Origin of the sequence: Rossellomorea marisflavi, assembly GCF_022170785.1 — a bacterium.
In the GTDB taxonomy this organism is placed as follows: domain Bacteria; phylum Bacillota; class Bacilli; order Bacillales; family Bacillaceae_B; genus Rossellomorea; species Rossellomorea marisflavi_B.
Map to the genome: position 1 here is coordinate 31,053 of NZ_CP081870.1, position 23,928 is coordinate 54,980.

Below are 23,928 nucleotides of genomic sequence, written 5' to 3' on the forward strand. Positions count from 1 at the left end.
ATAGAACATACATAAGAGGGGGGAGTATCTTGGCATATCAAGCATTATATCGTGTGTGGCGACCGCAATCGTTCATCGATGTCGTCGGGCAGCAGCATGTGACGAAAACGTTGCAGAATGCCCTCCTTCAACAGAAGATCTCCCATGCCTACCTCTTCTCCGGACCGCGTGGAACAGGAAAGACGAGTGCTGCCAAGATCCTGGCAAAAGCCGTCAACTGTGAACGTTCTCCCGTAGCGGAGCCTTGCAATGAATGCGATGCCTGCAAAGGGATCACCGATGGATCCATCCCCGATGTGATCGAAATCGATGCCGCGTCCAATAATGGCGTGGAAGAAATCAGGGATATCCGAGACAAGGTGAAGTATTCACCGAACGTCGTCGACTATAAAGTTTACATCATCGATGAAGTCCACATGCTGTCGATCGGTGCCTTCAACGCCCTGTTGAAGACGCTGGAGGAACCACCGAAGCATGTCATCTTCATCCTTGCCACCACAGAGCCCCATAAAATCCCGCTTACGATCATCTCGAGATGTCAGCGCTTCGACTTCAGAAGGATCACGGCAAAGGATATCGTGGGCAGGATGAGTCACATCGCCACGGAGTCCGGTGTCCAGTATGAAGAGAACGCCATGAACATCATCGCGCGTGCAGCGGAAGGCGGCATGCGTGATGCCCTGAGTCTCCTCGATCAGGCCATTTCCTTTAGCCAGGACCAGGTGACCGTTGATGACGCCCTCACAGTGACGGGTGCCGTCTCCCAGGATTACCTGAACCGCCTCGGCAGGGCCATCATGGAGAGGGATGTAGCGACGGCCCTCGGTGCCCTTGAGGAACTTCTTTTCCAAGGAAAGGATCCGGCCCGCTTCGCAGAAGACTTCATTCTGTACTTCCGGGATATGCTCCTTCACCAAACGGCACCGAACCTTGAGGAATCACTCGAGCGTGTGATGCTCGATGATGAATTCAAGGAGCTCGCCGGGCAGATCGAGCCACATCAGATCTATCAGTATATCGACGTGCTGAACCAGGCGGGGCAGGAGATGAAATTCACCAACCATGCCCGCATCTATCTGGAAGTCTCCATTGTGAAGCTCTGTCAGATGGATGCGCCTAAAGCATCGGGCTCTCCCGAAGTCGAAGAGATGATGAAGAAGATCGGCAAGTTGGAAAGAGAACTAGAACAGCTTAAGCAAAACGGTGTGGCGATCCAAGGGGAAGCAAGTGCCCCTCAAGCGGCCAAGAAACCGGTCAGGGCCAAAAAAGGCTTCCGTGTTCCTGCAGGACAGATCCAGGAAGTGCTGAAGTCAGCCACGAAAGAAGACCTGAACAAAATCAAGAGCCGGTGGGGGGATATGGTCGAAACCCTCAATCAGCGCCAGATGCGCTCACAATCCGCCCTTCTCAATGATGCGGAACCGGTAGCGGCAACAAGCGGCTCGTTTGTGTTAAAATTCAAGTATGATATCCACTGTCAGATGGCGATGGAGAACCATGCCTTTACCTCTGCCATTTCTTCGATCCTTGAAGAACTGACGGGCAGCAGCTATGCGGCCATAGGGGTGCCAGAAGATCAGTGGACAGGCATCCGGGAAGATTTCATCCGTCACTCGAAATCAAGTGATCAGGAAGGTCCCGACAAAGAAGAAGACAGCCTGCTGACCGAAGCGGAAAAATTGGTCGGACCCGATTTAATGGAAGTCAATGATTGATTCATTCAAAACATTTTATGGAGGTAATGAACATGCGTGGAATGGGTAATATGCAAAATATGATGAAGCAAATGCAAAAAATGCAAAAGAAGATGGCTGAAGCACAGGAAGAACTCGGCGAAAAGCAAATCGAAGGAACAGCAGGCGGCGGTATGGTCACTGTCATCGTTTCAGGACACAAACAGGTCCTTGACGTGAAGATCAATGAAGAAGTCGTAGATCCCGAAGATATCGATATGCTGCAAGATCTAGTTCTTGCTGCGACGAACGACGCCCTTAAAAAGGCAGAAGAATTAACGAACTCCACGATGGGTCAATTCACAAAAGGAATGAACCTGCCGGGCATGTTCTAGGAGGCTAACCGATGCACTATCCTGAGCCTATATCAAAGCTGATTGACAGCTTTATGAAATTGCCGGGGATCGGGCCGAAAACTGCGGCCCGTCTGGCTTTTTTTGTTCTTAGTATGAAAGAAGACACCGTGCTCGATTTTGCGAAAGCACTCGTGAATGCGAAGCGGAACCTCAGCTACTGCTCCGTCTGCGGTCACATTACCGACCAGGACCCCTGCTATATCTGTGAGGATCAGCGGAGGGACAGAAGCATCCTATGTGTCGTCCAGGACCCGAAGGACGTCATCGCCATGGAGAAGATGAGAGAGTACAACGGCCTTTATCATGTGCTTCATGGAGCCATTTCCCCGATGGATGGGATCGGACCGGAAGATATCAATGTGCCGGACCTGATCAAACGTCTTCAAGACGATGTCATCCAGGAAGTCATCCTTGCCACGAACCCCAACATCGAAGGGGAAGCGACTGCCATGTACATTTCAAGGCTGGTCAAACCTTCAGGTATCCGCATTACCCGGATTGCACATGGACTCCCGGTCGGTGGAGACTTGGAGTATGCGGATGAAGTGACCCTATCCAAAGCCCTCGAGGGAAGAAGAGACGTCTAGAAGGAGTGGATCCAATTGTTTTTCAGAAAGAAGGGCAAGCTGAAAAAAGAGTATGACCAATCCTTATTGAACGTCCTGGATGAAATGAAGGATCAGTGGAACCGGCAGCAGTCCATCGACGAAATGAGCGTCGACTACAGCCTTGGTGCCCAATGTCATACGAAAATCGCAGAAGCGAAATATTTTTTCCTGTTCAAGGAAGCGAAACATCGAAACATCGTCATAAAAAGGTAGACAACCTTCATATCCTTTCTATAACAGGACGATTCGTTCTTTAGAAAGGAGATAAGGTATGAGCCCTGTCATCGTCATTGCAGCCATCAGTGGATTGATCATCCTCCTGCTTGCCACGGGAGTTCCGATCAAGCCGCTGCGATTTGTGGGACAAGTCGCCATTAAAGTGATGATCGGCGCATTGTTTCTGTTTTTCTTGAATGCGTTCGGAAGTAAATACGGCATCCACGTTCCGATCAACCTCGCCACCTCTTCGATCTCAGGGATCCTTGGGATTCCGGGAGTCGTAGGGCTGACGGTCATTCAGATGTGGGTCTTATGAGAAAAGCCGCCTGCTCCAGATTGGAGCAGGCGGCTTTTTGATTATCCACCGAATGACGCAGGCATGACGACGGCAATCACTTCACCTTTGGCGCAAAGCTCCTCGTCAGCGAATACTTCTGTTTCCACCCTGAATTTCTTAGGGTGGATCTCATGGACTGTACCCACCGCCTTTAGTGGAACGTCCTGAGGCGTCGGCTTCATGAAATCAACAGACAAAGAAGCCGTCACGAACCGTGGAGGAATACTCCCGTCCCCGATCGTCCCTCCGTTCTTCTGATGCAGGGTGATAGCGGCGGACCCCGTTCCGTGGCAATCGATGAGGGAGGCGATCACCCCTCCATACACAAAACCGGGTATCGCCGTATGTTTTCGTTCAGGCGTATACACCGTAATGGTTTTCTCTCCTTCCACTCCGGTCCTGAATTTATGCCCCTCTTCATTCAGGCGCCCGCATCCATAGCACCATGCAAAATCATCCTCGTACTCATCCTGTATGGCAGGTTTCTGATTCTCCATCTTTTCCATCCCCTCTCTATCAACACACATTCGAGAAAGGAGGACGGTTCCCTGCTACTGTTAAATAGTTGTAATATTCAGTCAAATAAAGGCGGTTTATGATATACTGAAGAAGTCATGTTGCTCATGATAATAAATGGAAAGATGGTGATGGATTGAAAAAAGGAGAAGTTGTACCGGAATACGGCGGATCGCATACCACATCACTGGAGTGTCCAGAAGATCATCAAGACATGCTGGACATGTTCAGGGTAAGTCGGGAGTTCAAGATGAAATACCGTGGTCTCCTCTATTACTATGGTAAAGACTTTGTCACCTTCAAAAAAGAGAATCGGGTTTCGCCTGGAAGAAACCTATTCCTTGAAGTCATTGCTTCGTATATGACCCTCCACCTCGAAGACGAATGTCCAGACTCTTGGAATGAGTGCCCCTATTCGTTCTGGGAAGAGCTCATCTTCACCTATCTCCCGAGTAAAACGAAAATACTCCAGGAAAAGAACTTCACCCACTTGTTCCTTCATGAACTCCACGCTTTCCTCACTTGGCTTGATGAGCGGGAACACACAGCCCTCTCCCCGAAAGTCCTTCCCTTGATCAAAGAATCCCTCCCGATGCTGAGTCGCTATGAATCATTATTTGCCGACCTCTTTCTACGAAACTATCCAAAGATGCATCAGTCCGATTGGAACTACCGGGCTGATATGGCCGTTGCCGATCAAAAGTGGAATCTCTACGCAGAACATGCGCAGGGTCTGTTTCAAGTTCACTCAATTGAAAAGGAAGGAATCTTGTTCATCGACCTCCTGACGCGCTTTCCTTACTTCATCCGCAATGTGCCGGTCCACCGGATCGATGAAGGGATAGTCATCGCAGGAGCCATAGGAAGAAGAGAGAGAGGAATGGTGTGGGACCTTGTATTCCCTGATGGATTCTTCCCTAAAAGGGGGATCAAATACATCGGAGAAGATCTTGTATACTGATTGATGTCCCTGGTGCGGGTAAGGGTAAAATCATACCTGCGCCGGGGAAATGAAATCTTTTAAATTTAAATTGAAATTAGTATTGACGTAATAGGCTAATAGGTGATATTATATTCCTTGTCGCCAAAACGACATCGAAAAACAACTTAAGAAAAAGCTTGACTCACTGACTGATATCATGGTATATTTAAGAGGTGCTCAAGAGAGCTTAAGTAACATTTGAACCTTGAAAACTGAACAAAACAAGACAAACACGTCAACGTTAATTCTAGATTTATTTTTAAAAGAGCTATTCAAACTTTTTATGGAGAGTTTGATCCTGGCTCAGGACGAACGCTGGCGGCGTGCCTAATACATGCAAGTCGAGCGGATCGATGGGAGCTTGCTCCCTGAGATCAGCGGCGGACGGGTGAGTAACACGTGGGTAACCTGCCTGTAAGACTGGGATAACTCCGGGAAACCGGGGCTAATACCGGATAACACCTACCCCCGCATGGGGGAAGGTTGAAAGGTGGCTTCGGCTATCACTTACAGATGGACCCGCGGCGCATTAGCTAGTTGGTGAGGTAATGGCTCACCAAGGCGACGATGCGTAGCCGACCTGAGAGGGTGATCGGCCACACTGGGACTGAGACACGGCCCAGACTCCTACGGGAGGCAGCAGTAGGGAATCTTCCGCAATGGACGAAAGTCTGACGGAGCAACGCCGCGTGAGTGAAGAAGGTTTTCGGATCGTAAAACTCTGTTGTTAGGGAAGAACAAGTGCCGTTCGAATAGGGCGGCGCCTTGACGGTACCTAACCAGAAAGCCACGGCTAACTACGTGCCAGCAGCCGCGGTAATACGTAGGTGGCAAGCGTTGTCCGGAATTATTGGGCGTAAAGCGCGCGCAGGTGGTTTCTTAAGTCTGATGTGAAAGCCCACGGCTCAACCGTGGAGGGTCATTGGAAACTGGGGAACTTGAGTGCAGAAGAGGAAAGTGGAATTCCAAGTGTAGCGGTGAAATGCGTAGATATTTGGAGGAACACCAGTGGCGAAGGCGACTTTCTGGTCTGTAACTGACACTGAGGCGCGAAAGCGTGGGGAGCAAACAGGATTAGATACCCTGGTAGTCCACGCCGTAAACGATGAGTGCTAAGTGTTAGAGGGTTTCCGCCCTTTAGTGCTGCAGCTAACGCATTAAGCACTCCGCCTGGGGAGTACGGTCGCAAGACTGAAACTCAAAGGAATTGACGGGGGCCCGCACAAGCGGTGGAGCATGTGGTTTAATTCGAAGCAACGCGAAGAACCTTACCAGGTCTTGACATCCTCTGACAACCCTAGAGATAGGGCTTTCCCCTTCGGGGGACAGAGTGACAGGTGGTGCATGGTTGTCGTCAGCTCGTGTCGTGAGATGTTGGGTTAAGTCCCGCAACGAGCGCAACCCTTGATCTTAGTTGCCAGCATTCAGTTGGGCACTCTAAGATGACTGCCGGTGACAAACCGGAGGAAGGTGGGGATGACGTCAAATCATCATGCCCCTTATGACCTGGGCTACACACGTGCTACAATGGACGGTACAAAGGGCTGCAAGACCGCGAGGTTTAGCCAATCCCATAAAACCGTTCTCAGTTCGGATTGTAGGCTGCAACTCGCCTACATGAAGCTGGAATCGCTAGTAATCGCGGATCAGCATGCCGCGGTGAATACGTTCCCGGGCCTTGTACACACCGCCCGTCACACCACGAGAGTTTGTAACACCCGAAGTCGGTGAGGTAACCTTTTGGAGCCAGCCGCCTAAGGTGGGACAGATGATTGGGGTGAAGTCGTAACAAGGTAGCCGTATCGGAAGGTGCGGCTGGATCACCTCCTTTCTAAGGAAGATTTACTTAAAACGTTTGACGACGTCGAAGTTTTGTTCAGTTTTGATGGTTTAACTCATCATTAAGAGTTGGGGGCCTATAGCTCAGCTGGTTAGAGCGCACGCCTGATAAGCGTGAGGTCGGTGGTTCGAGTCCACTTAGGCCCACCATTTCCAATCTCATATCATACGGGGCCTTAGCTCAGCTGGGAGAGCGCCTGCTTTGCACGCAGGAGGTCAGCGGTTCGATCCCGCTAGGCTCCACCAAACATTCTTTCCATCTGTGAAAGAGTGAACATTGTTCTTTGAAAACTAGATAAAGTTTTATTGATAGTCAAGAAATTACCGAGTATCGCCATTTTAGGTTTTTAACCAATTCGGTTAAGTTAATAAGGGCGCACGGTGGATGCCTTGGCACTAGGAGCCGACGAAGGACGGGACTAACACCGATATGCTTCGGGGAGCTGTAAGTGAGCTGATCCGAAGATTTCCGAATGGGGGAACCCACTGTTCGTAATGGAACAGTATCCTTGCTTGAATACATAGAGCATGGAAGGCAGACCCAGGGAACTGAAACATCTAAGTACCTGGAGGAAGAGAAAGCAAATGCGATTCCCTGAGTAGCGGCGAGCGAAACGGGATTAGCCCAAACCAAGAGGCTTGCCTCTTGGGGTTGTAGGACACTCTATACGGAGTTACAAAGGAACGGGGTAGACGAAGAAGTCTGGAAAGGCTCGTCAAAGAAGGTAACAACCCTGTAGTCGAAACTTCGTTCCCTCTTGAGTGGATCCTGAGTACGGCGGGACACGTGAAATCCCGTCGGAAGCTGGGAGGACCATCTCCCAAGGCTAAATACTCCCTAGTGACCGATAGTGAACCAGTACCGTGAGGGAAAGGTGAAAAGCACCCCGGAAGGGGAGTGAAATAGAACCTGAAACCGTGTGCCTACAAGTAGTCAGAGCCCGTTAACGGGTGATGGCGTGCCTTTTGTAGAATGAACCGGCGAGTTACGATCCCATGCAAGGTTAAGTTGAGAAGACGGAGCCGCAGCGAAAGCGAGTCTGAATAGGGCGAATGAGTATGTGGTCGTAGACCCGAAACCAGGTGATCTACCCATGTCCAGGATGAAGTCCAGGTAACACTGGATGGAGGTCCGAACCCACGCACGTTGAAAAGTGCGGGGATGAGGTGTGGGTAGCGGAGAAATTCCAATCGAACCTGGAGATAGCTGGTTCTCTCCGAAATAGCTTTAGGGCTAGCCTCATGTTGTAAGAGTCTTGGAGGTAGAGCACTGTTTGGACTAGGGGCCCTCATCGGGTTACCGAATTCAGACAAACTCCGAATGCCAAAGACTTATCCATGGGAGTCAGACTGCGAGTGATAAGATCCGTAGTCGAAAGGGAAACAGCCCAGACCACCAGCTAAGGTCCCAAAGTATACGTTAAGTGGAAAAGGATGTGGAGTTGCTTAGACAACCAGGATGTTGGCTTAGAAGCAGCCACCATTTAAAGAGTGCGTAATAGCTCACTGGTCGAGTGACTCTGCGCCGAAAATGTACCGGGGCTAAACGTATCACCGAAGCTGTGGATTGACACCGTTTGGTGTCAGTGGTAGGAGAGCGTTCTAAGGACTGCGAAGCTAGACCGTAAGGACTGGTGGAGTGCTTAGAAGTGAGAATGCCGGTATGAGTAGCGAAAGATGGGTGAGAATCCCATCCACCGAATGCCTAAGGTTTCCTGAGGAAGGCTCGTCCGCTCAGGGTTAGTCGGGACCTAAGTCGAGGCCGATAGGCGTAGACGATGGACAACAGGTTGATATTCCTGTACCACCTTTCTTCCATTTGAGCAATGGGGGGACGCAGGAGGATAGGGTAAGCGCACTGCTGGATATGTGCGTCTAAGCAGTTAGGCTGATGATGAGGCAAATCCCATCATCGTGAAGGCTGAGCTGTGATAGCGAGCGAATTATAGTAGCGAAGTTCCTGATTCCACACTGCCAAGAAAAGCCTCTAGCGAGGAAGATGGTGCCCGTACCGCAAACCGACACAGGTAGGCGAGGAGAGAATCCTAAGGTGAGCGAGAGAACTCTCGTTAAGGAACTCGGCAAAATGACCCCGTAACTTCGGGAGAAGGGGTGCTCTGGTAGGGTGCAAGCCCGAGAGAGCCGCAGTGAATAGGCCCAGGCGACTGTTTAGCAAAAACACAGGTCTCTGCGAAGCCGTAAGGCGAAGTATAGGGGCTGACGCCTGCCCGGTGCTGGAAGGTTAAGAGGAGTGCTTAGCGCAAGCGAAGGTGCGAATCGAAGCCCCAGTAAACGGCGGCCGTAACTATAACGGTCCTAAGGTAGCGAAATTCCTTGTCGGGTAAGTTCCGACCCGCACGAAAGGCGTAACGATCTGGGCACTGTCTCAACGAGAGACTCGGTGAAATTATAGTACCTGTGAAGATGCAGGTTACCCGCGACAGGACGGAAAGACCCCGTGGAGCTTTACTGTAGCCTGATATTGAATTTTGGCACAGCTTGTACAGGATAGGTAGGAGCCTTGGAAGCCGGAGCGCTAGCTTCGGTGGAGGCGTCGGTGGGATACTACCCTGGCTGTGTTGACATTCTAACCCGCGCCCCTTATCGGGGTGGGAGACAGTGTCAGGTGGGCAGTTTGACTGGGGCGGTCGCCTCCTAAAGAGTAACGGAGGCGCCCAAAGGTTCCCTCAGAATGGTTGGAAATCATTCGCAGAGTGTAAAGGCACAAGGGAGCTTGACTGCGAGACCTACAAGTCGAGCAGGGACGAAAGTCGGGCTTAGTGATCCGGTGGTTCCGCATGGAAGGGCCATCGCTCAACGGATAAAAGCTACCCCGGGGATAACAGGCTTATCTCCCCCAAGAGTCCACATCGACGGGGAGGTTTGGCACCTCGATGTCGGCTCATCGCATCCTGGGGCTGTAGTCGGTCCCAAGGGTTGGGCTGTTCGCCCATTAAAGCGGTACGCGAGCTGGGTTCAGAACGTCGTGAGACAGTTCGGTCCCTATCCGTCGTGGGCGCAGGAAATTTGAGAGGAGCTGTCCTTAGTACGAGAGGACCGGGATGGACGCACCGCTGGTGTACCAGTTGTCTTGCCAAAGGCATCGCTGGGTAGCTATGTGCGGAAGGGATAAGTGCTGAAAGCATCTAAGCATGAAGCCCCCCTCGAGATGAGATTTCCCATCACTTTATGTGAGTAAGATCCCTGAAAGATGATCAGGTAGATAGGTCAGAGGTGGAAGTGTGGCGACACATGGAGCTGACTGATACTAATCGATCGAGGACTTAACCAAAGTAAGACGAAGGAGGCGCTTCGCGTCTCCCGGACTGGACGATACGCCGGTAATGATTGACTATCAACCCTTTATCTAGTTTTGAAAGAACAATTCTTTCAATGGAATACCTGTCTGGTGACATTGGCGAAGAGGTCACACCCGTTCCCATGCCGAACACGGAAGTTAAGCTCTTCAGCGCCGATGGTAGTTGGGGGATCTCCCCCTGTGAGAGTAGGACGTCGCCAGGCAATATCGAGAAAAGCAGCTCATTTGATGGGTTGCTTTTTTGTTGTGTTTTTTCGTTGGCAGGGGATGTCGGCGGTGATGTTAGCCGTTTGAAATAGGGCGGCTAGAAAGATGTTGATTAGAGAGATATGTGAAAATCGCAGGTTGAAAGGGTTGGTTTGGAGGACCAAATTACGGTTAGAGTATGGGATGAGGCCGGTGATCAAGGGAGCAAGGTCAAAGAGCTTGAATGACCTGTGGGAGTATATGATCAGCCAAGTGGGTTGGACAGAGGCGTTATCTGGAGATGAGGCTAGGGGGGATTCGCGCTTATTTGCGACTTTTTTTCATTCCTTGCGAAGGGGGCGTGATACCTGCGGATAGGGTGCTTTTATCAGTAAAGTTTTTCCAGATAAAGTATTCACTTATGCACCTGACACCATTCGACATTCCTCGCAACATCTTTTTCCCATTTGAAGCATTCAAGGACCCATCGTTCCCTTCCACGCACGAAAATACCTGCGAAATTCAACCATCTACTTGCGACATTTTTGATTTTATTTGTGAAAATCGACTTTTTATTTGCGAAACGTGCCAATGTTCATTTTTCTATTTGCGATCCGACCCCTGTATTTGCGCAAGGCCGTGCATACCTGCGACTTTTCAATCGTAGTTTCAAGTTCGTAAGGGATAAAATTATTACGGCCTAAATCCCAAAAAATCCCATAACTTGACGTTCTGTCTGTGTACAATAAATGAGAAAAATGGTAAGAGGCACTATAAAAAAATAAATTAAAATATCCAATACCTCCCATAACTTGACGCTTTGTCTGTGTACAAAAACCATCGAATATGATAATGGTGTAAACCTCACCGTCGGATCAAATCAGAAATCCCTCTCCATCAACCAGTTCATCCCAAAACTTGACGCTCTGTCCCTGTACAAACAAAAAGAATTATGAAACAGCATTACTCCTCAGAACGCCCAACTTTTTTCAGCCTGTGAACACAGACCAAGCCGGTGATACATAAGATGGAAGTACACCGTGATAATTCAGTTAGTTGAAAAGTTGATAATTGCGTATACAATTCGGCGGTTGGTGGCAGAATAGATGTATGGAGGAGGAGAGCGCTATGAGTAATGTGAATGCGAAGGCGGTTGGTGAATGCTGCATTGTTTGCAGTGAGGAGAGGCGGATCGGCATCCATCTGTATACATCGTTTATATGCTATGAGTGCGAGCGTGAAATGGTGGAGACTGAGACGAGTGATCCTCTTTATAAGCTGTTCGTGCAAAGGTTGAAGAAAGTGAATACTCCAGAAATCTATTCATAGCCGATTTGGTTATGATTTTTTTTTGCCCGGGAAGCTCAGGAAGAATAAGCCTGAGCGCAATGGAGCCTGGATATGATACGATAGATGGATAGAGTGTTGGAAGGGTTAGTGGAAGATGAACGTTGATCAATCAAAGATGCCGCTTGTGCAGGCAATCAATAAACATATAACAAACGACCCGATTTCGTTTCATGTACCGGGTCATAAAAATGGCATCCTTACGGGAAATCCCGCTCAAAAAGGGGACTTGACGGAACTCACGGGTTTGGATGATCTTCACGATGCCGAGGGGCCGATTGCGGAGGCGCAGGCCTTGCTTTCGGATTTGTATGGAAGCACGTCGAGTCATTTTCTTGTGAATGGTAGTACATCAGGGAATATGGCAGCCATCCTGGCTACGTGTACGGCAGGGGATTATGTACTGGTCCAGAGGAATTGTCATAAGTCGGTATGGAATGGAATCAGGCTTGCAGGTGCTGTTCCGGTCCTGCTCGAACCAGAGTGGGAGGAAAAGGGGGAATCCGTTCTTGGTGTCTCGTTAGAAACGGTCAAGGAGGCACTTGAGGCGTTTCCGGGTGCCAAAGCCTGTGTGCTGACCTATCCCACCTATTATGGGTTTACCTATCCCATTGACGGGATCATTGGGGAACTGCACAGGCAGGGGATTCCCTGTATCGTGGATGAAGCGCATGGTGCGCATTTTCAGGCAAGCGATGAGTTTCCCGAGTCGGCACTTGCTCTTGGTGCGGATATCGTCATCCAATCGGCTCATAAGATGCTGCCTGCCATGACGATGGGTTCTTTTTTACATATCAAGGGTTCCAGGGTGGATGAGGTCCGGGTGAAGGAGTATCTCTCCATGCTTCAATCGAGCAGTCCTTCGTATCCCATCATGGCATCCCTCGATTATGCCCGTTCTTATCTTGGGACGATGAAACCGTCCGATGTGGCGAAGGGGTTGGCAGATATCTCCTGGTTCATCTCGGAACTGGAGAGGCTTCATCCGGGACTGAAGGTGATTAGGGCCGATGATCCTCTTAAGGTTCTTGTCAGATTTACCGGATGGTCCGGTTATCGCCTTCAGAAAAAGCTGGAGGAGATAGGTGTTTTTGCAGAGCTTGCCGACCCCAGGCAGGTGTTGCTCATCTTTCCACTGATGAAGGAATCCGTTGACTTTCCTTATGGGGAGGTCCTGGAAAGGGTCAGGGATATGCTTGAAGGGGAAATGGACGCGGAGGAAATGGAAGAGACGTTCATTCCACCGGCACCCATCCGATCCTACAGTCTCTTGTCCATGGGTTGGAAGGAAATGAAGGATCGGGAGGAAGAGGCGGTGTCTCTTCAATCGGCTGAAGGTCGCGTTTCTTCCCAAATGGTCATCCCTTATCCTCCTGGCATCCCCCTGCTCCTGAAAGGTGAAGCTATCACAGATGATGTGATCGGCCGGTTGAAGGAGTATGTGGACATGGGCGCAGCGATCCAGGGGCGCCACGAATTGAAAGAAAAAAAGATTTATGTGTTCAAGGAATTGGAGGAACAATCATGATGAATGGTAGCTTCATAACGGTTGAAGGGCCTGAAGGGGCCGGGAAGTCGACCGTATTGGCCGTGCTGGCAAAACGATTGGAAGAAGATGGCGTACCCGTTGTCATTACCAGGGAGCCTGGTGGCATCAAGATTGCCGAACAGATACGGGAAGTCATTTTACATACGGAGAATACAGAGATGGATGAGCGAACGGAAGCTTTGCTTTATGCCGCTGCAAGGAGGCAGCATCTCGTCGAGAAGGTGCTGCCGGCACTTCGGGAGGGGAAAGTGGTCCTGTGTGACCGCTTCATCGACAGCTCCCTAGCTTATCAAGGGAAGGCCCGGGGAATCGGGATGGATGCCATCGAAGAGATCAATGCGTTTGCCATTGAGGATCATATGCCTGACCTTACCCTTTACTTTGATATCGAGCCTGAGGAAGGGTTGAACCGGATCAATCAGCATAAAGGGAGAGAGGTCAATCGACTCGATCTTGAGTCGGTCGGATTCCACCATAAGGTACGGGAGGGGTATTTGGAACTTGTGAATAAATATCCAAGTCGTATACAAGTGGTCGATGCGAGCCGGAGTGTGACAGCTGTAGCCGATGCGGCGTACGAAATCGTGAAGGGCTTTTTACAGAAACGGACAGTGTAAGAAAGCGTCGTTCAGTGCTATAATAGTAGGAAGTATATGGATGATTGAATGAGAGGATGATTCAGATGAAATTGATTATGGCTGTAGTTCAGGATAAGGATAGCAATAAATTATCAAATGCTCTGCGGGATCATAATTTTCGTTCGACAAAATTGGCAAGCACCGGTGGTTTCCTGAAATCGGGAAATACCACATTCATCATCGGAACGGAAGATATCAGGGTGGATAAAGCCCTTCAAGTAATCAAGGATAACTGTCAGTCCAGGGAACAGATGGTGGCTCCTGTCTCACCGATGGGTGGAAACGCCGATTCATACGTTCCCTATCCGATCGAAGTCGAAGTCGGCGGAGCGACGGTCTTCGTCATGCCGGTTGAGCAATTCCATCAGTTCTAAAAAGGGCGTGTAGGGATGAAGATTAATCAGGACCTGCGGATACCAGTCGATAAGTTGCCGAAGGATCAGCGCCAGGCGGGATCGGCGCAAGCACGCTTTGGTCAGTTGGTACAGCAGCATGATCAGAAGCTGCATATGGAGCAGTTGAATCAACTGCTGTCGACTATCGGAAATGCCGGCACCCGTTTAGGGAGAAGCCGGTCCTTCCGGGATTTGGCCAAATATAAGACGCTAGTGAAAAAGTTCCTCAAGGAAGCGGTGGACTACGGGGTGGAGCTACAGGAATCCCATACGTGGAATCAGTTTGGCGAAGGCAGGAAGCTACGCCTCGTCGAGACCATCGACCAGCACCTGATCGATCTTGCCGAAGCGGTGATGGATCAGGAGAGGCCGTCCATTGATATCCTGGATAAAATCGGGGAAATCAAAGGACTGCTCATCAATCTATACAGGTAAGAGAGTGATTAGGAAATGATGATGGAAGAATTACAACCATTCCAGCCCGTCGTACTTCAAATGCTTCAGAACAGCATCTTGAAGGATCGGGTGGCCCATGCCTATCTGTTCGAAGGGGAAAAGGGGACAAGGAAAAAGGAAATGAGCCTGCTGTTTGCCAAGGCGCTCCTTTGTGAGCGGAAAGTGGACGGACTTGCCTGTGGAGAGTGCTCCAACTGCAGACGGATTGATAATGGGAACCATCCCGATCTCCATTTGCTGGAACCGGATGGCCTTTCCATAAAAAAGGAACAGATCAAAGCGCTGCAGGAGGAATTCTCCAAAACCGGAGTGGAGTCCAAGAAAAAGGTATACATCATTGTGCATTCGGATAAAATGACTGCCAATGCAGCCAATTCCCTTCTGAAGTTCCTCGAAGAGCCCCTTGCTGATACGACGGCCATCCTCGTCACGGAGAACGTGCACCGCATCCTGCCGACCATTCTCTCAAGATGCCAGGTTGTATCCTTCAAGCCCCTTCCGAAAGAGCAGCTTGTCAAGCAGTTGCTGGAAGAAGGAATCGAACCCCAATTCGCATCTTTGGCCGCGAATTTGACCAATCATTATGAGGAAGCTGTAGAATTATGTCGCAATGAGTGGTTTGCACAAGCAAGAATAATAGTGTTAAAATTATATGAAGTCCTTCAGAAAAGTCCCTTCCAAGCGATGGTGAAAGTCCAGGAGGATTTTGTACAGCACTTCAAAGAGAAAGATCAAGTCGATCGCGCACTGGATCTTTTACTTCTGATATATAAAGACTTACTCCATATCCAGCTGGGAAAAGTCGAACAGCTTGTATACCCGGACCAAAAGGAAAACTGGAAATCCAACGCACTTCATGTATCGACGAACCGTCTTTCTACTAATATGACGGCCATACTTGAAGCCAAACGCAAGTTGAACGCCAATATGAATTCGCAGCTGCTGGTAGAACAGCTTATGCTAAAACTGCAGGGGTGATGGTCCTTTGTACGATGTTGTAGGAGTACGCTTTAAAAAAGCGGGGAAAATCTATTATTTCGATCCGGGTCAGCTCGACGTCCATAAGAATTGTTATGTGATCGTGGAGACCGTACGAGGGGTCGAATTCGGTAAAGTAGTTGTTGAACGTAAGTCAGTGGGTGAGAATGACGTTGTGCTTCCCCTTAAAAAAGTCATTCGGATCGCCGATCAAAAAGATCGGTTGATTGTGGACGAGAATAAGTCGTCTGCTGAGGAAGCCTATAATGTCTGCTGTGATAAGATCAATCAGCATCGTCTGGATATGAAGCTGGTTGACGTGGAATATACATTCGACCGCAATAAGGTCATTTTCTACTTCACAGCGGACGGACGCGTGGATTTCCGGGAGCTGGTCAAAGACCTGGCTTCCATCTTCCGTACGCGCATCGAACTTCGTCAGATCGGCGTTCGTGACGAAGCGAAGATGCTCGGTGGGATCGGTCCTTGTGGCCGTATGCTATGCTGCTCGACGTTCCTGGGTGATTTTGAGCCTGTATCGATCAAGATGGCGAAGGATCAAAATCTATCCCTCAACCCTACGAAGATCTCAGGGTTGTGCGGACGCCTGATGTGCTGCCTTAAGTACGAGAACGATGAATACGAGGCGGCCAAGGAAGAACTTCCGGATATGGGGGCTGTGATCAAGACACCTCATGGAAAAGGCAAAGTGGTTGGTCTTAATATTCTTGAGCGTATCCTTCAAGTGGAGATCAAGGAGGAAGAACGCGTTCTTGAATTCACATTAGATGAAATTATGAATGAGAGTGCCGTATCAGTCCAAGCCACAGAGTAACGGGGTGTAGCATTGTGGATAAGAAAGAATTCTTTGATTCAGTCAGTAATATGGAACAACAAATTGATCATTTACATCGTCAATTGGGTGAGCTCAAGGAGTTCCTGGCTGAGATGGTGGAGGAGAATCATTCTTTGAAGCTTGAGAATGAACATTTACGCCGCAGGCTGGAGCAAACGGAGGCCTCATCCGCAGCGGCTGCCGGACAAGCGCAAGCAATGGAACGAGCAGGAGAAGGGGAGAAGGCACTGGATATCGGGGAAGGTTACGATAACCTTGCCCGCCTGTATCAGGAAGGCTTCCACATCTGCAATATCCATTTCGGCAGTCCGCGCAAGGATGAAGATTGTCTGTTCTGCCTTTCCTTTTTAAATAAAAAATAGGCAGGAAGAGAACGAAGGACTGATTCCTAACCGGATTGGTCCTTTTTCTTGATGTAAAACAGGAGGAACGCATGCTTGAACTAAAAGATGATGAACGATTGGATTACTTATTGGCAGAAGATATGAGGATCATCCAGAGTCCCTCGGTGTTTTCATTTTCCCTGGATGCCGTCCTCCTTGCCCACTTCACCTACCTTCCACTCCAAAGGGGGAAGATCGTCGACCTCTGTTCGGGAAACGGGATCATTCCCCTTCTGATGGGAGCGAGGACGAATGTACCCATCACGGGAGTGGAGATTCAGGAAAGGCTCCATGATATGGCGACGCGGAGCATCAGGTACAACAAGCTCGATGATCAGATTGAGATGAAGCTCGGGGACGTGAAAGAGATCGGTAATCTTCTTCATCACTCCCATTTTGATGTCGTCACATGCAATCCACCGTATTTCGAGACCCCTGCAGAGGACAAACGGAATGAGAACGAGCACTTTGCGATTGCGAGGCACGAGATACTCTGTACCCTCGAAGACACGATAGAGGCTGCCGCCTTTGTGTTGAAACAGCGCGGGAAAGCGGCCTTCGTCCATAGACCGGGACGGTTGCTGGATATTCTTTCTCTGATGAGGAAGCATAGACTCGAGCCGAAGAGATTGCGATTCGTCTATCCGAAGGCCGGGCGTGAAGCCAATACGATCCTGGTGGAGGGGATCAAGGACGGCAAGCCCGACCTGAAGATCCTGCCACCGCTATATGTATACGATGAACATGGAGAGTACACCGAAGAAGTGAGGGAGATGCTCTTCGGGAAGGGAGGCAACAAGGATGAACCAACAGAAAAGCTTTGAAGACGGTCAGACAGGGAGCCTGTACCTCGTCCCGACTCCAATCGGAAACCTGGAAGACATGACGTTCCGGGCAATCAGGATGATGAAGGAAGCGACGGTCATCGCCGCCGAGGATACGCGGAATACGAAGAAGCTCTGTAATTATTTCGAAATTCAGACCCCGATCGTCAGCTACCATGAACATAATAAGGAAGCAAGTGGCCCGAAGCTGATTGAACGGATGAAAGACGGGGAGACCGTAGCCCTTGTAAGCGATGCGGGTATGCCGTCTATCTCAGATCCCGGATATGAGCTTGTACAGCTGGCAATCGAAGAAGGAGTGGCTGTCATTCCGCTTCCGGGTGCCAATGCTGCCCTCACTGCGCTTATCGCTTCCGGACTCGCTCCACAGCCATTTTACTTCTATGGCTTCCTGCATCGGGGGAAGAAGGATAAGAGGAACGAGCTGGAGGAACTGAAGCAGATCGAAAGCACGTTCATCCTTTATGAATCACCGCACAGGTTAAAAGAAACCCTCAAGGAGCTTCACACCTCTCTTGGTAACCGTCAAATCGTGGTCTGCCGTGAGCTGACGAAGAAGTTCGAGGAATTCATCAGGGGCTCTCTTGAAGAAGTGATGGAATGGGCTCAGGACGGAGAAGTACGCGGGGAGTTCTGCCTGCTGATCGAAGGCCGGCCTCCGGGTGAAAAGGTTGCCGAGGAAGAATGGTGGACATCCCTTCCGGTGAAAGAGCATGTCGAGCATTACATGGAGAAGGAAGGCGCTTCTTCAAAAGACGCAATCAAGAAAGTGTCACTGGAGCGCTCCCTTCCGAAGCGTGATGTGTATCAAGCGTACCATGTAGAATAACTGGGAATAAGAAAAGGACTGGCCACGGGCCAGTCCTTTTTATAACGACAATTATTTTGTAGTAAGGGCGTTTTGAATTTCTTTAAGAAGGATATCCGCACCTTCGCGGCTAAGGATGAGTTTGCCATCAGCTAGTTTGATGTTGTCATCGGATACTTCACCAGTGATTTGGCAAGTCATGCTTGGTTTGTATTTCTTAAGGATGATTCTTTCGTCATCAACGTAGATCTCAAGAGCGTCTTTCTCAGCAATGCCTAGTGTACGACGCAATTCGATAGGAATAACCACACGACCAAGTTCATCAACTTTTCTTACAATACCTGTAGATTTCATAGTAAATCTCCTCCATTAAATAGAAATGAATGTATATCTCTCTGTAGTTCGTCAATATTCGACAAATTTCTTTTACTGCTATTATCATACCAACGATTTGGTAACACGTCAACAAATTAATCTGTAAAAAATTACGAATTTATGGATATTCAAATGTTGTTATAACAACATTATCGGAACCTTGTAAAAAAATGTATTACCAATTAAACATTATTGTAATAAGTGTAACGAATCAGAATATTGTCGAATTTCATTTGAGAACAGTGATTATTCGACTTATTTCGACATGAATCACCCTTTGTTTCGACATGGTTTGAGGGGATTCCGCTATAGTTGCAGAAACCAGCATTTTTAGGTATATTTTGATGAGATAAGCGGTTAAGATGATAAGAAGAAAATGGAATTACATAACAATTATACCACTGTAGACCTTTCGGCTGGAATGGGCTATTTGTGGGGGTCGTTTTTATCTAGGAAAAGGTTTTTTAGGAGAGCGGATCGGTCAAATCCTTGAGAGATGCTGGATGGTCGATTTGTGACAGAAATGAAAACATTGCTTCAGATGAAGAGGTTCATCGGGCATGAGGATAACGAGGAGGAATTATGGTGGAAGAGAAATTGAATACCTTCTATTTAACAACACCGATTTACTATCCAAGTGGAAATCTACATATTGGACATGCGTATACGACCGTGGCGGGGGATGCCATGGCCCGATACAAACGGATGCGTGGATTCGATGTGATGTATTTGACCGGGACGGATGAGCACGGACAAAAGATCCAGCGCAAAGCGGAAGAAAAGGGAATCACCCCGCAGGCCTATGTGGATGAAATCGTCAGCGGCATCAAGGACCTTTGGGGTAAACTCGACATCTCTTACGACGACTTCATCCGTACGACGGAAACGCGTCATAAGGAAATCGTCGAGAAGATCTTTACCCGCCTGTTGGAACAAGGTGATATCTACCTTGACCAATACGAAGGCTGGTACTGTACACCGTGTGAATCATTCTTCACGGAAAGACAACTTGTGGACGGGAACTGTCCTGACTGTGGCCGTCCCGTTGAAAAAGTAAAGGAAGAATCCTACTTCTTCAAGATGAGCAAATACGTGGATCGTCTTCTGGCTTATTATGAAGAAAATCCGGAATTCATCCAGCCAGAGTCCAGGAAGAATGAAATGGTCAATAACTTCATTAAGCCGGGCCTCGAAGACCTTGCCGTTTCCCGTACGACCTTCGATTGGGGCGTAAAAGTGCCGGGTGATCCGAAACATGTCATTTATGTATGGATCGATGCTCTTTCGAACTACATCACCGCCCTTGGATATGGAACGGAAAATGATCAGAAGTACCAAAAATACTGGCCTGCAGATGTTCATCTTGTCGGAAAGGAAATCGTCCGTTTCCACACCATCTACTGGCCGATCATGCTTATGGCGCTCGAGCTGCCGCTGCCGAAAAAAGTCTTTGCCCATGGCTGGCTGCTCATGAAGGATGGGAAAATGTCCAAGTCGAAAGGGAATGTCGTGGATCCTGTGACACTCATCGATCGTTATGGACTGGACTCCCTCCGCTATTATCTTCTCAGGGAAGTACCGTTCGGTTCAGATGGCGTCTTCACGCCTGAAGGATTCGTGGAGCGAATCAATTTCGACCTTGCCAATGATCTAGGGAACCTGTTGAATCGTACAGTTGCCATGATCAATAAATACTTTGACGGCGTCATCCCGAGCTATGCAGGACCTCGTGGCGAGTACGACAAGCAGCTTGCCGATATGGGCCTTGCTACCGTGAAGAAATACGAAGAAGCGATGGAGAACATGGAGTTCTCGGTTGCTCTTTCAAGTCTGTGGCAGTTTGTCAGCCGCACGAACAAATACATTGATGAAACACAGCCTTGGGCCCTTGCGAAGGATGAAGAAAAACGCGAAGATCTTGGCAGTGTAATGAGTCACCTTGCAGAATCATTACGACGTGTCGCCGTTCTCTTACAGCCGTTCTTGACGCGTACACCGAAGAATATCTTCGAGCAGTTGAATCTGCATGATGAAGCTCTTCAAACGTGGGCAAGCCTTGAAACATTCGGCGTGATTCCTGCCGGTACTGAAGTGGTGAAGAAAGGGGAGCCGATCTTCCCGCGCCTTGACCTTGCCGAAGAAGTGGCCTTCATCAAAGAAAAGATGCAGGGGTCAGCGCCTGCTACAGAGGAAAAACCATCCGTGGAGGAATCCGACGAAATCGCCATTGATGATTTCATGAAAGTGGACCTCCGTGTTGCTCAGGTGACGGCTGCTGAACCGGTGAAAAAAACCGATAAGCTGCTCAAGATTCAACTTGATCTCGGATATGAGAAACGACAAGTTGTTTCGGGCATTGCCAAGTTCTACTCTCCGGAAGATCTGGTCGGTCGGAAGGTGATCTGTGTCACCAATCTGAAACCGGTCAAACTCCGTGGGGAATTGTCACAGGGAATGATTCTTGCCGGAGAGGAAAACGGCATCCTTTCTCTTGCAACCGTCGATCAAACCCTTGCCAATGGAGCGCGGGTGAAATAAGAAAGGAAAGGGGTGTTCCACGTGGAACACCCTTTTCTTCTTTTATTATAGTAAGAAAATGATTTTGAATGCGATTTGTATGAATCAACTGTATTGAGAGAAGATAAAGCTATCGCTAATAAAGCAATTTGTTACTTCATTATGTAATGGCGCTTTCCGTTTCCCCTGTAGATCCAATAGACCTATAAACAAATCATTTTAGATTTCCGTTGGCTTTATATACAATGTGTGAAGGACAAAAAGCAACATAAATTACTAAAAACCAACCAATATAACCATAATATGTAACGCAATTGTTACAATTCTGAGAAGCTTGTCATGATTTTTTATATTAAACTAATCTCACACAAGGAGTGTTTAACATGCTATTTGACACACATGTCCACTTGAATGCAGAGCAATTCGATGAAGATGTAGAGGAGGTCATAGCACGGGCAAAAGAGGCTGGGGTTGAGAACATGGTCGTAGTCGGATTTGACCGGCCGACGATCGAAAGGGCAATGGAGCTTGTTGAAACCTATGATTTTCTTTATGCAAGTGTAGGGTGGCACCCTGTGGATGCCATCGATATGAAGGACGAAGATCTTGATTGGATCGAAGAATGGACAAAGCATCCGAAGGTCGTGGCTTTAGGTGAAATGGGTCTCGATTATCACTGGGATAAATCACCGGAGGATGTGCAAAAGGACGTGTTCAGAAGGCAGATCCGTCTGGCTAAGAAAGTGAAGCTGCCGATCATCATACATAATCGCGAAGCCACACAGGACATCGTCGATATCCTCAAGGAAGAAGAGGCTTCTGAAGTGGGCGGAATCATGCACTGCTTCAGCGGAAGTCCGGAAGTGGCGAAGGAATGTGTGGATATGAATTTCTATATATCATTAGGAGGTCCTGTCACCTTCAAGAATGCGCGCAAGCCGAAGGAAGTGGCAAAGGAGATCCCTCTCGAGAAACTGTTGGTGGAAACCGATTGTCCGTATCTTGCACCGCATCCCAACAGGGGCAAGCGGAACGAACCGGCCTATGTGAGGCTTGTGGCTGAGCAGATCGCCGAGCTGAAAGAAATCTCCATCGAAGAGGTGGAAGCAGCTACAACCCGCAACGCAAAGAAATTATTCAACATTAATTGACAAAAGCTGTTGTCGATTTGGGGGAGAGCTTGTCCGGTAGGGCTACAATAACAAAAAGTTCTACAAAGGAAAGTCCATACATAGGATAACCTTGTCGACAACTCTCCCTTTCCTTTTTTCCTTTCTTTTTGCATAATATGTTTTGTGTTCCCTTAATTTCAACATTTTGCTAGATTAAGAAAAAAGAAGTACAGGTTGACAGTCTTTGGATTACTCTATATAATCACTCCGAGAAAAGGAGGCGTTTTTCATGAATGAGAAAAACATGAAAAGCCTGTTTTCCAAGTCTTTGAGTCGAGGGAAATGGATCGTGACGGTTGCAACGATCGTTACCAGTGCAGCGATCTTCGGAATTCTTTTTTATGAAGGTTCGAAGAAGGCGGTCGCATTGACCCTGGACGGCGAGCAAAAAGAGATAAGAACGCATGCAAATACAATTCAAGATATATTAGAAGAATTAGATGTTTCAAATCGCTCTGAAGACTATTTGTATCCCTCGGGAGATACAAAGGTATCCAATAATATGAAAATAGTATGGGAACCGGCTAAACAGGTAGATGTGACAGTGGGAGATCAGAACAAGAAGGTCTGGACGACAGCTGACACGGTAAAGGATTTACTCTCTGAACAGGATATTGAATTAGGGGAGCACGACGAGATTCAACCGGATGTATCAGAGAAGATTGACGGGAACACGAAGGTAAAGATTGATACCGCATTTGCCCTGTCCCTTGTAGACGGCGGGAAAAAGAAAAAGGTATGGTCTACTTCGACTACGGTCGCTGACTTTTTAAAGCAACAGGGAATCACACTCAAGAAAACAGACCGAGTTGAACCAGAATTAGACACAGTCATTGGGGAAAAAGATGTCGTAAATGTTGTTCGAGTTGAAAAAGTCACCGATGTAGTGGAAGAGGCAACAGATTTTACGGTTGTTTCCAAAAAAGATGCCGATCTTGAAAACGGCCAGGAGAAGGTTGTTCAAGAAGGGAAAAAAGGGAAGAAAGAAAAGAAATTCGAGATCGTGAAGGAGAATGGAAAAGAAGTCTCCCGAAAGCTGATCAGTGAAAAAACCGTCAAAGAAAGCCAGGATAAGATTGTCAGTGTCGGTACGAAGAAGCTGGTAGCCCAGGTTTCACGAGGTAAATCGACGGCTGCAGCCAAGCCTGTCAGCACTAGTACCACCAGCACCAAGGAAGAGCCGAGCGGCGGCAAGGAATTCTATGTGAGCTCTACTGCTTATACGGCTTCTTGTAATGGATGCTCGGGCCATACGGCTTCAGGTATGAACCTGAAAGCAAATCCGAATGCGAAAGTGATTGCCGTTGATCCATCCGTCATTCCTCTGGGCACGAAGGTATATGTAGAGGGATATGGATTTGCGGTCGCTGCTGATACAGGCGGTGCCATCAAAGGCAACAAAATCGATGTGTTCTATTCAGATCATGCCGATGCCTATCGCTGGGGCCGGAAAACGGTGAAAGTGAAGATCTTGGATTAAGGCAGGGGAATTCTCCTGCTTTTTTTTCATTTTT

General features: G+C 48.5%; 21 protein-coding genes, 2 tRNA genes and 3 rRNA genes. 24 read left to right on the forward strand and 2 right to left on the reverse strand.

All coding sequences use genetic code 11. From position 1 onward, the window contains the following. The first annotated feature begins 29 nt into the window (after positions 1 to 29). From dnaX to K6T23_RS00175, 5 genes are read left to right on the forward strand one after another with little or no spacing between them, the layout of a single operon-like run. Complete coding sequence (dnaX, locus tag K6T23_RS00155; protein WP_056541962.1) at positions 30 to 1,715, forward strand: DNA polymerase III subunit gamma/tau; 1,686 nt, start codon at positions 30 to 32, stop codon at positions 1,713 to 1,715. 32 nt (positions 1,716 to 1,747) lie between these two features. Next, positions 1,748 to 2,068 (forward strand): YbaB/EbfC family nucleoid-associated protein, encoded by a 321-nt coding sequence (locus K6T23_RS00160; protein ID WP_048013172.1) that lies wholly within the window; start codon positions 1,748 to 1,750, stop codon positions 2,066 to 2,068. Positions 2,069 to 2,079: 11 nt separating this feature from the next. Beyond that, positions 2,080 to 2,676 carry a recombination mediator RecR gene (gene recR / locus K6T23_RS00165; RefSeq protein ID WP_048013171.1) on the forward strand — a complete coding sequence of 199 codons (597 nt, stop codon included), beginning with the start codon at positions 2,080 to 2,082 and terminating at the stop codon, positions 2,674 to 2,676. A gap of 15 nt (positions 2,677 to 2,691) precedes the next feature. After that, positions 2,692 to 2,910 carry a YaaL family protein gene (locus K6T23_RS00170; protein WP_053427859.1) on the forward strand — a complete coding sequence of 73 codons (219 nt, stop codon included), beginning with the start codon at positions 2,692 to 2,694 and terminating at the stop codon, positions 2,908 to 2,910. A 58-nt stretch (positions 2,911 to 2,968) separates the two neighbouring features. After that, positions 2,969 to 3,232 (forward strand): pro-sigmaK processing inhibitor BofA family protein, encoded by a 264-nt coding sequence (locus tag K6T23_RS00175; protein ID WP_048007497.1) that lies wholly within the window; start codon positions 2,969 to 2,971, stop codon positions 3,230 to 3,232. A 41-nt stretch (positions 3,233 to 3,273) separates the two neighbouring features. On the opposite strand, the gene K6T23_RS00180 is transcribed toward K6T23_RS00175, so the two are convergent. After that, positions 3,274 to 3,750 (reverse strand): PaaI family thioesterase, encoded by a 477-nt coding sequence (locus K6T23_RS00180; RefSeq protein WP_419245614.1) that lies wholly within the window; start codon positions 3,748 to 3,750, stop codon positions 3,274 to 3,276. Between the two features lie 155 nt (positions 3,751 to 3,905). Between K6T23_RS00180 and K6T23_RS00185 the strand changes: the two genes are divergently transcribed. The 16 genes from K6T23_RS00185 (at position 3,906) to rsmI (ending at position 18,371) form a co-directional block, all read left to right on the forward strand. After that, entirely contained in the window at positions 3,906 to 4,730 is an 825-nt protein-coding gene (locus K6T23_RS00185; RefSeq protein ID WP_238283365.1) for a hypothetical protein, read from the forward strand. A 301-nt stretch (positions 4,731 to 5,031) separates the two neighbouring features. After that, positions 5,032 to 6,582, forward strand: a 16S ribosomal RNA gene (locus K6T23_RS00190). Between the two features lie 81 nt (positions 6,583 to 6,663). Then, positions 6,664 to 6,740, forward strand: a tRNA-Ile gene (locus K6T23_RS00195). Positions 6,741 to 6,760: 20 nt separating this feature from the next. Then, positions 6,761 to 6,836, forward strand: a tRNA-Ala gene (locus K6T23_RS00200). Between the two features lie 112 nt (positions 6,837 to 6,948). Then, a 23S ribosomal RNA gene (locus K6T23_RS00205) occupies positions 6,949 to 9,882 on the forward strand. A gap of 113 nt (positions 9,883 to 9,995) precedes the next feature. Then, a 5S ribosomal RNA gene (rrf, locus tag K6T23_RS00210) occupies positions 9,996 to 10,112 on the forward strand. The 16S, 23S and 5S rRNA genes sit together here with 2 tRNA genes alongside, the layout of an rRNA operon. A 1,111-nt stretch (positions 10,113 to 11,223) precedes the next feature. Then, positions 11,224 to 11,424, forward strand: a complete 201-nt coding sequence (locus K6T23_RS00215; protein ID WP_238283366.1) for a sigma factor G inhibitor Gin — start codon at positions 11,224 to 11,226, stop codon at positions 11,422 to 11,424. Positions 11,425 to 11,539: 115 nt separating this feature from the next. Beyond that, entirely contained in the window at positions 11,540 to 12,970 is a 1,431-nt protein-coding gene (locus tag K6T23_RS00220) for an aminotransferase class I/II-fold pyridoxal phosphate-dependent enzyme (RefSeq protein WP_238283367.1), read from the forward strand. Continuing rightward, positions 12,970 to 13,608, forward strand: coding sequence for a dTMP kinase (tmk, locus tag K6T23_RS00225; RefSeq protein ID WP_222929173.1), 639 nt, complete (start codon positions 12,970 to 12,972; stop codon positions 13,606 to 13,608). The genes K6T23_RS00220 and tmk overlap by 1 nt, the downstream gene beginning before the upstream one ends. Positions 13,609 to 13,673: 65 nt before the next feature. Continuing rightward, entirely contained in the window at positions 13,674 to 14,003 is a 330-nt protein-coding gene (locus K6T23_RS00230) for a cyclic di-AMP receptor DarA (RefSeq protein WP_048007747.1), read from the forward strand. A 15-nt stretch (positions 14,004 to 14,018) separates the two neighbouring features. Then, entirely contained in the window at positions 14,019 to 14,459 is a 441-nt protein-coding gene (locus K6T23_RS00235) for a YaaR family protein (protein WP_056541645.1), read from the forward strand. A gap of 15 nt (positions 14,460 to 14,474) precedes the next feature. Further along, positions 14,475 to 15,458 carry a DNA polymerase III subunit delta' gene (gene holB, locus K6T23_RS00240; RefSeq protein WP_056541648.1) on the forward strand — a complete coding sequence of 328 codons (984 nt, stop codon included), beginning with the start codon at positions 14,475 to 14,477 and terminating at the stop codon, positions 15,456 to 15,458. 7 nt (positions 15,459 to 15,465) lie between these two features. Further along, positions 15,466 to 16,293 (forward strand): PSP1 domain-containing protein, encoded by an 828-nt coding sequence (locus K6T23_RS00245; RefSeq protein WP_053430007.1) that lies wholly within the window; start codon positions 15,466 to 15,468, stop codon positions 16,291 to 16,293. Between the two features lie 14 nt (positions 16,294 to 16,307). Further along, positions 16,308 to 16,676 carry a DNA replication initiation control protein YabA gene (gene yabA, locus K6T23_RS00250; protein ID WP_056541651.1) on the forward strand — a complete coding sequence of 123 codons (369 nt, stop codon included), beginning with the start codon at positions 16,308 to 16,310 and terminating at the stop codon, positions 16,674 to 16,676. A gap of 71 nt (positions 16,677 to 16,747) precedes the next feature. After that, a complete protein-coding gene (locus K6T23_RS00255; protein WP_056541655.1) occupies positions 16,748 to 17,521 on the forward strand; it encodes a tRNA1(Val) (adenine(37)-N6)-methyltransferase in 774 nt (257 codons plus the stop codon). Next, complete coding sequence (gene rsmI / locus K6T23_RS00260) at positions 17,499 to 18,371, forward strand: 16S rRNA (cytidine(1402)-2'-O)-methyltransferase (RefSeq protein WP_238283368.1); 873 nt, start codon at positions 17,499 to 17,501, stop codon at positions 18,369 to 18,371. The genes K6T23_RS00255 and rsmI overlap by 23 nt, the downstream gene beginning before the upstream one ends. A 51-nt stretch (positions 18,372 to 18,422) precedes the next feature. Here rsmI and K6T23_RS00265 read toward each other — a convergent pair whose 3' ends face one another. Further along, complete coding sequence (locus K6T23_RS00265) at positions 18,423 to 18,704, reverse strand: transition state genes transcriptional regulator AbrB (RefSeq protein WP_048007712.1); 282 nt, start codon at positions 18,702 to 18,704, stop codon at positions 18,423 to 18,425. A gap of 606 nt (positions 18,705 to 19,310) precedes the next feature. Between K6T23_RS00265 and metG the strand changes: the two genes are divergently transcribed. From metG to K6T23_RS00280, 3 genes are all read left to right on the forward strand, one after another. Next, positions 19,311 to 21,263 (forward strand): methionine--tRNA ligase, encoded by a 1,953-nt coding sequence (gene metG / locus K6T23_RS00270; RefSeq protein WP_238284358.1) that lies wholly within the window; start codon positions 19,311 to 19,313, stop codon positions 21,261 to 21,263. A gap of 362 nt (positions 21,264 to 21,625) precedes the next feature. Continuing rightward, the gene (locus tag K6T23_RS00275; RefSeq protein WP_238283369.1) at positions 21,626 to 22,393 is read left to right on the forward strand and encodes a TatD family hydrolase; all 768 of its coding nucleotides are present in this window, start codon (positions 21,626 to 21,628) and stop codon (positions 22,391 to 22,393) included. 250 nt (positions 22,394 to 22,643) lie between these two features. Further along, positions 22,644 to 23,894 (forward strand): G5 and 3D domain-containing protein, encoded by a 1,251-nt coding sequence (locus tag K6T23_RS00280; RefSeq protein WP_238283370.1) that lies wholly within the window; start codon positions 22,644 to 22,646, stop codon positions 23,892 to 23,894. Positions 23,895 to 23,928 lie beyond the last annotated feature (34 nt).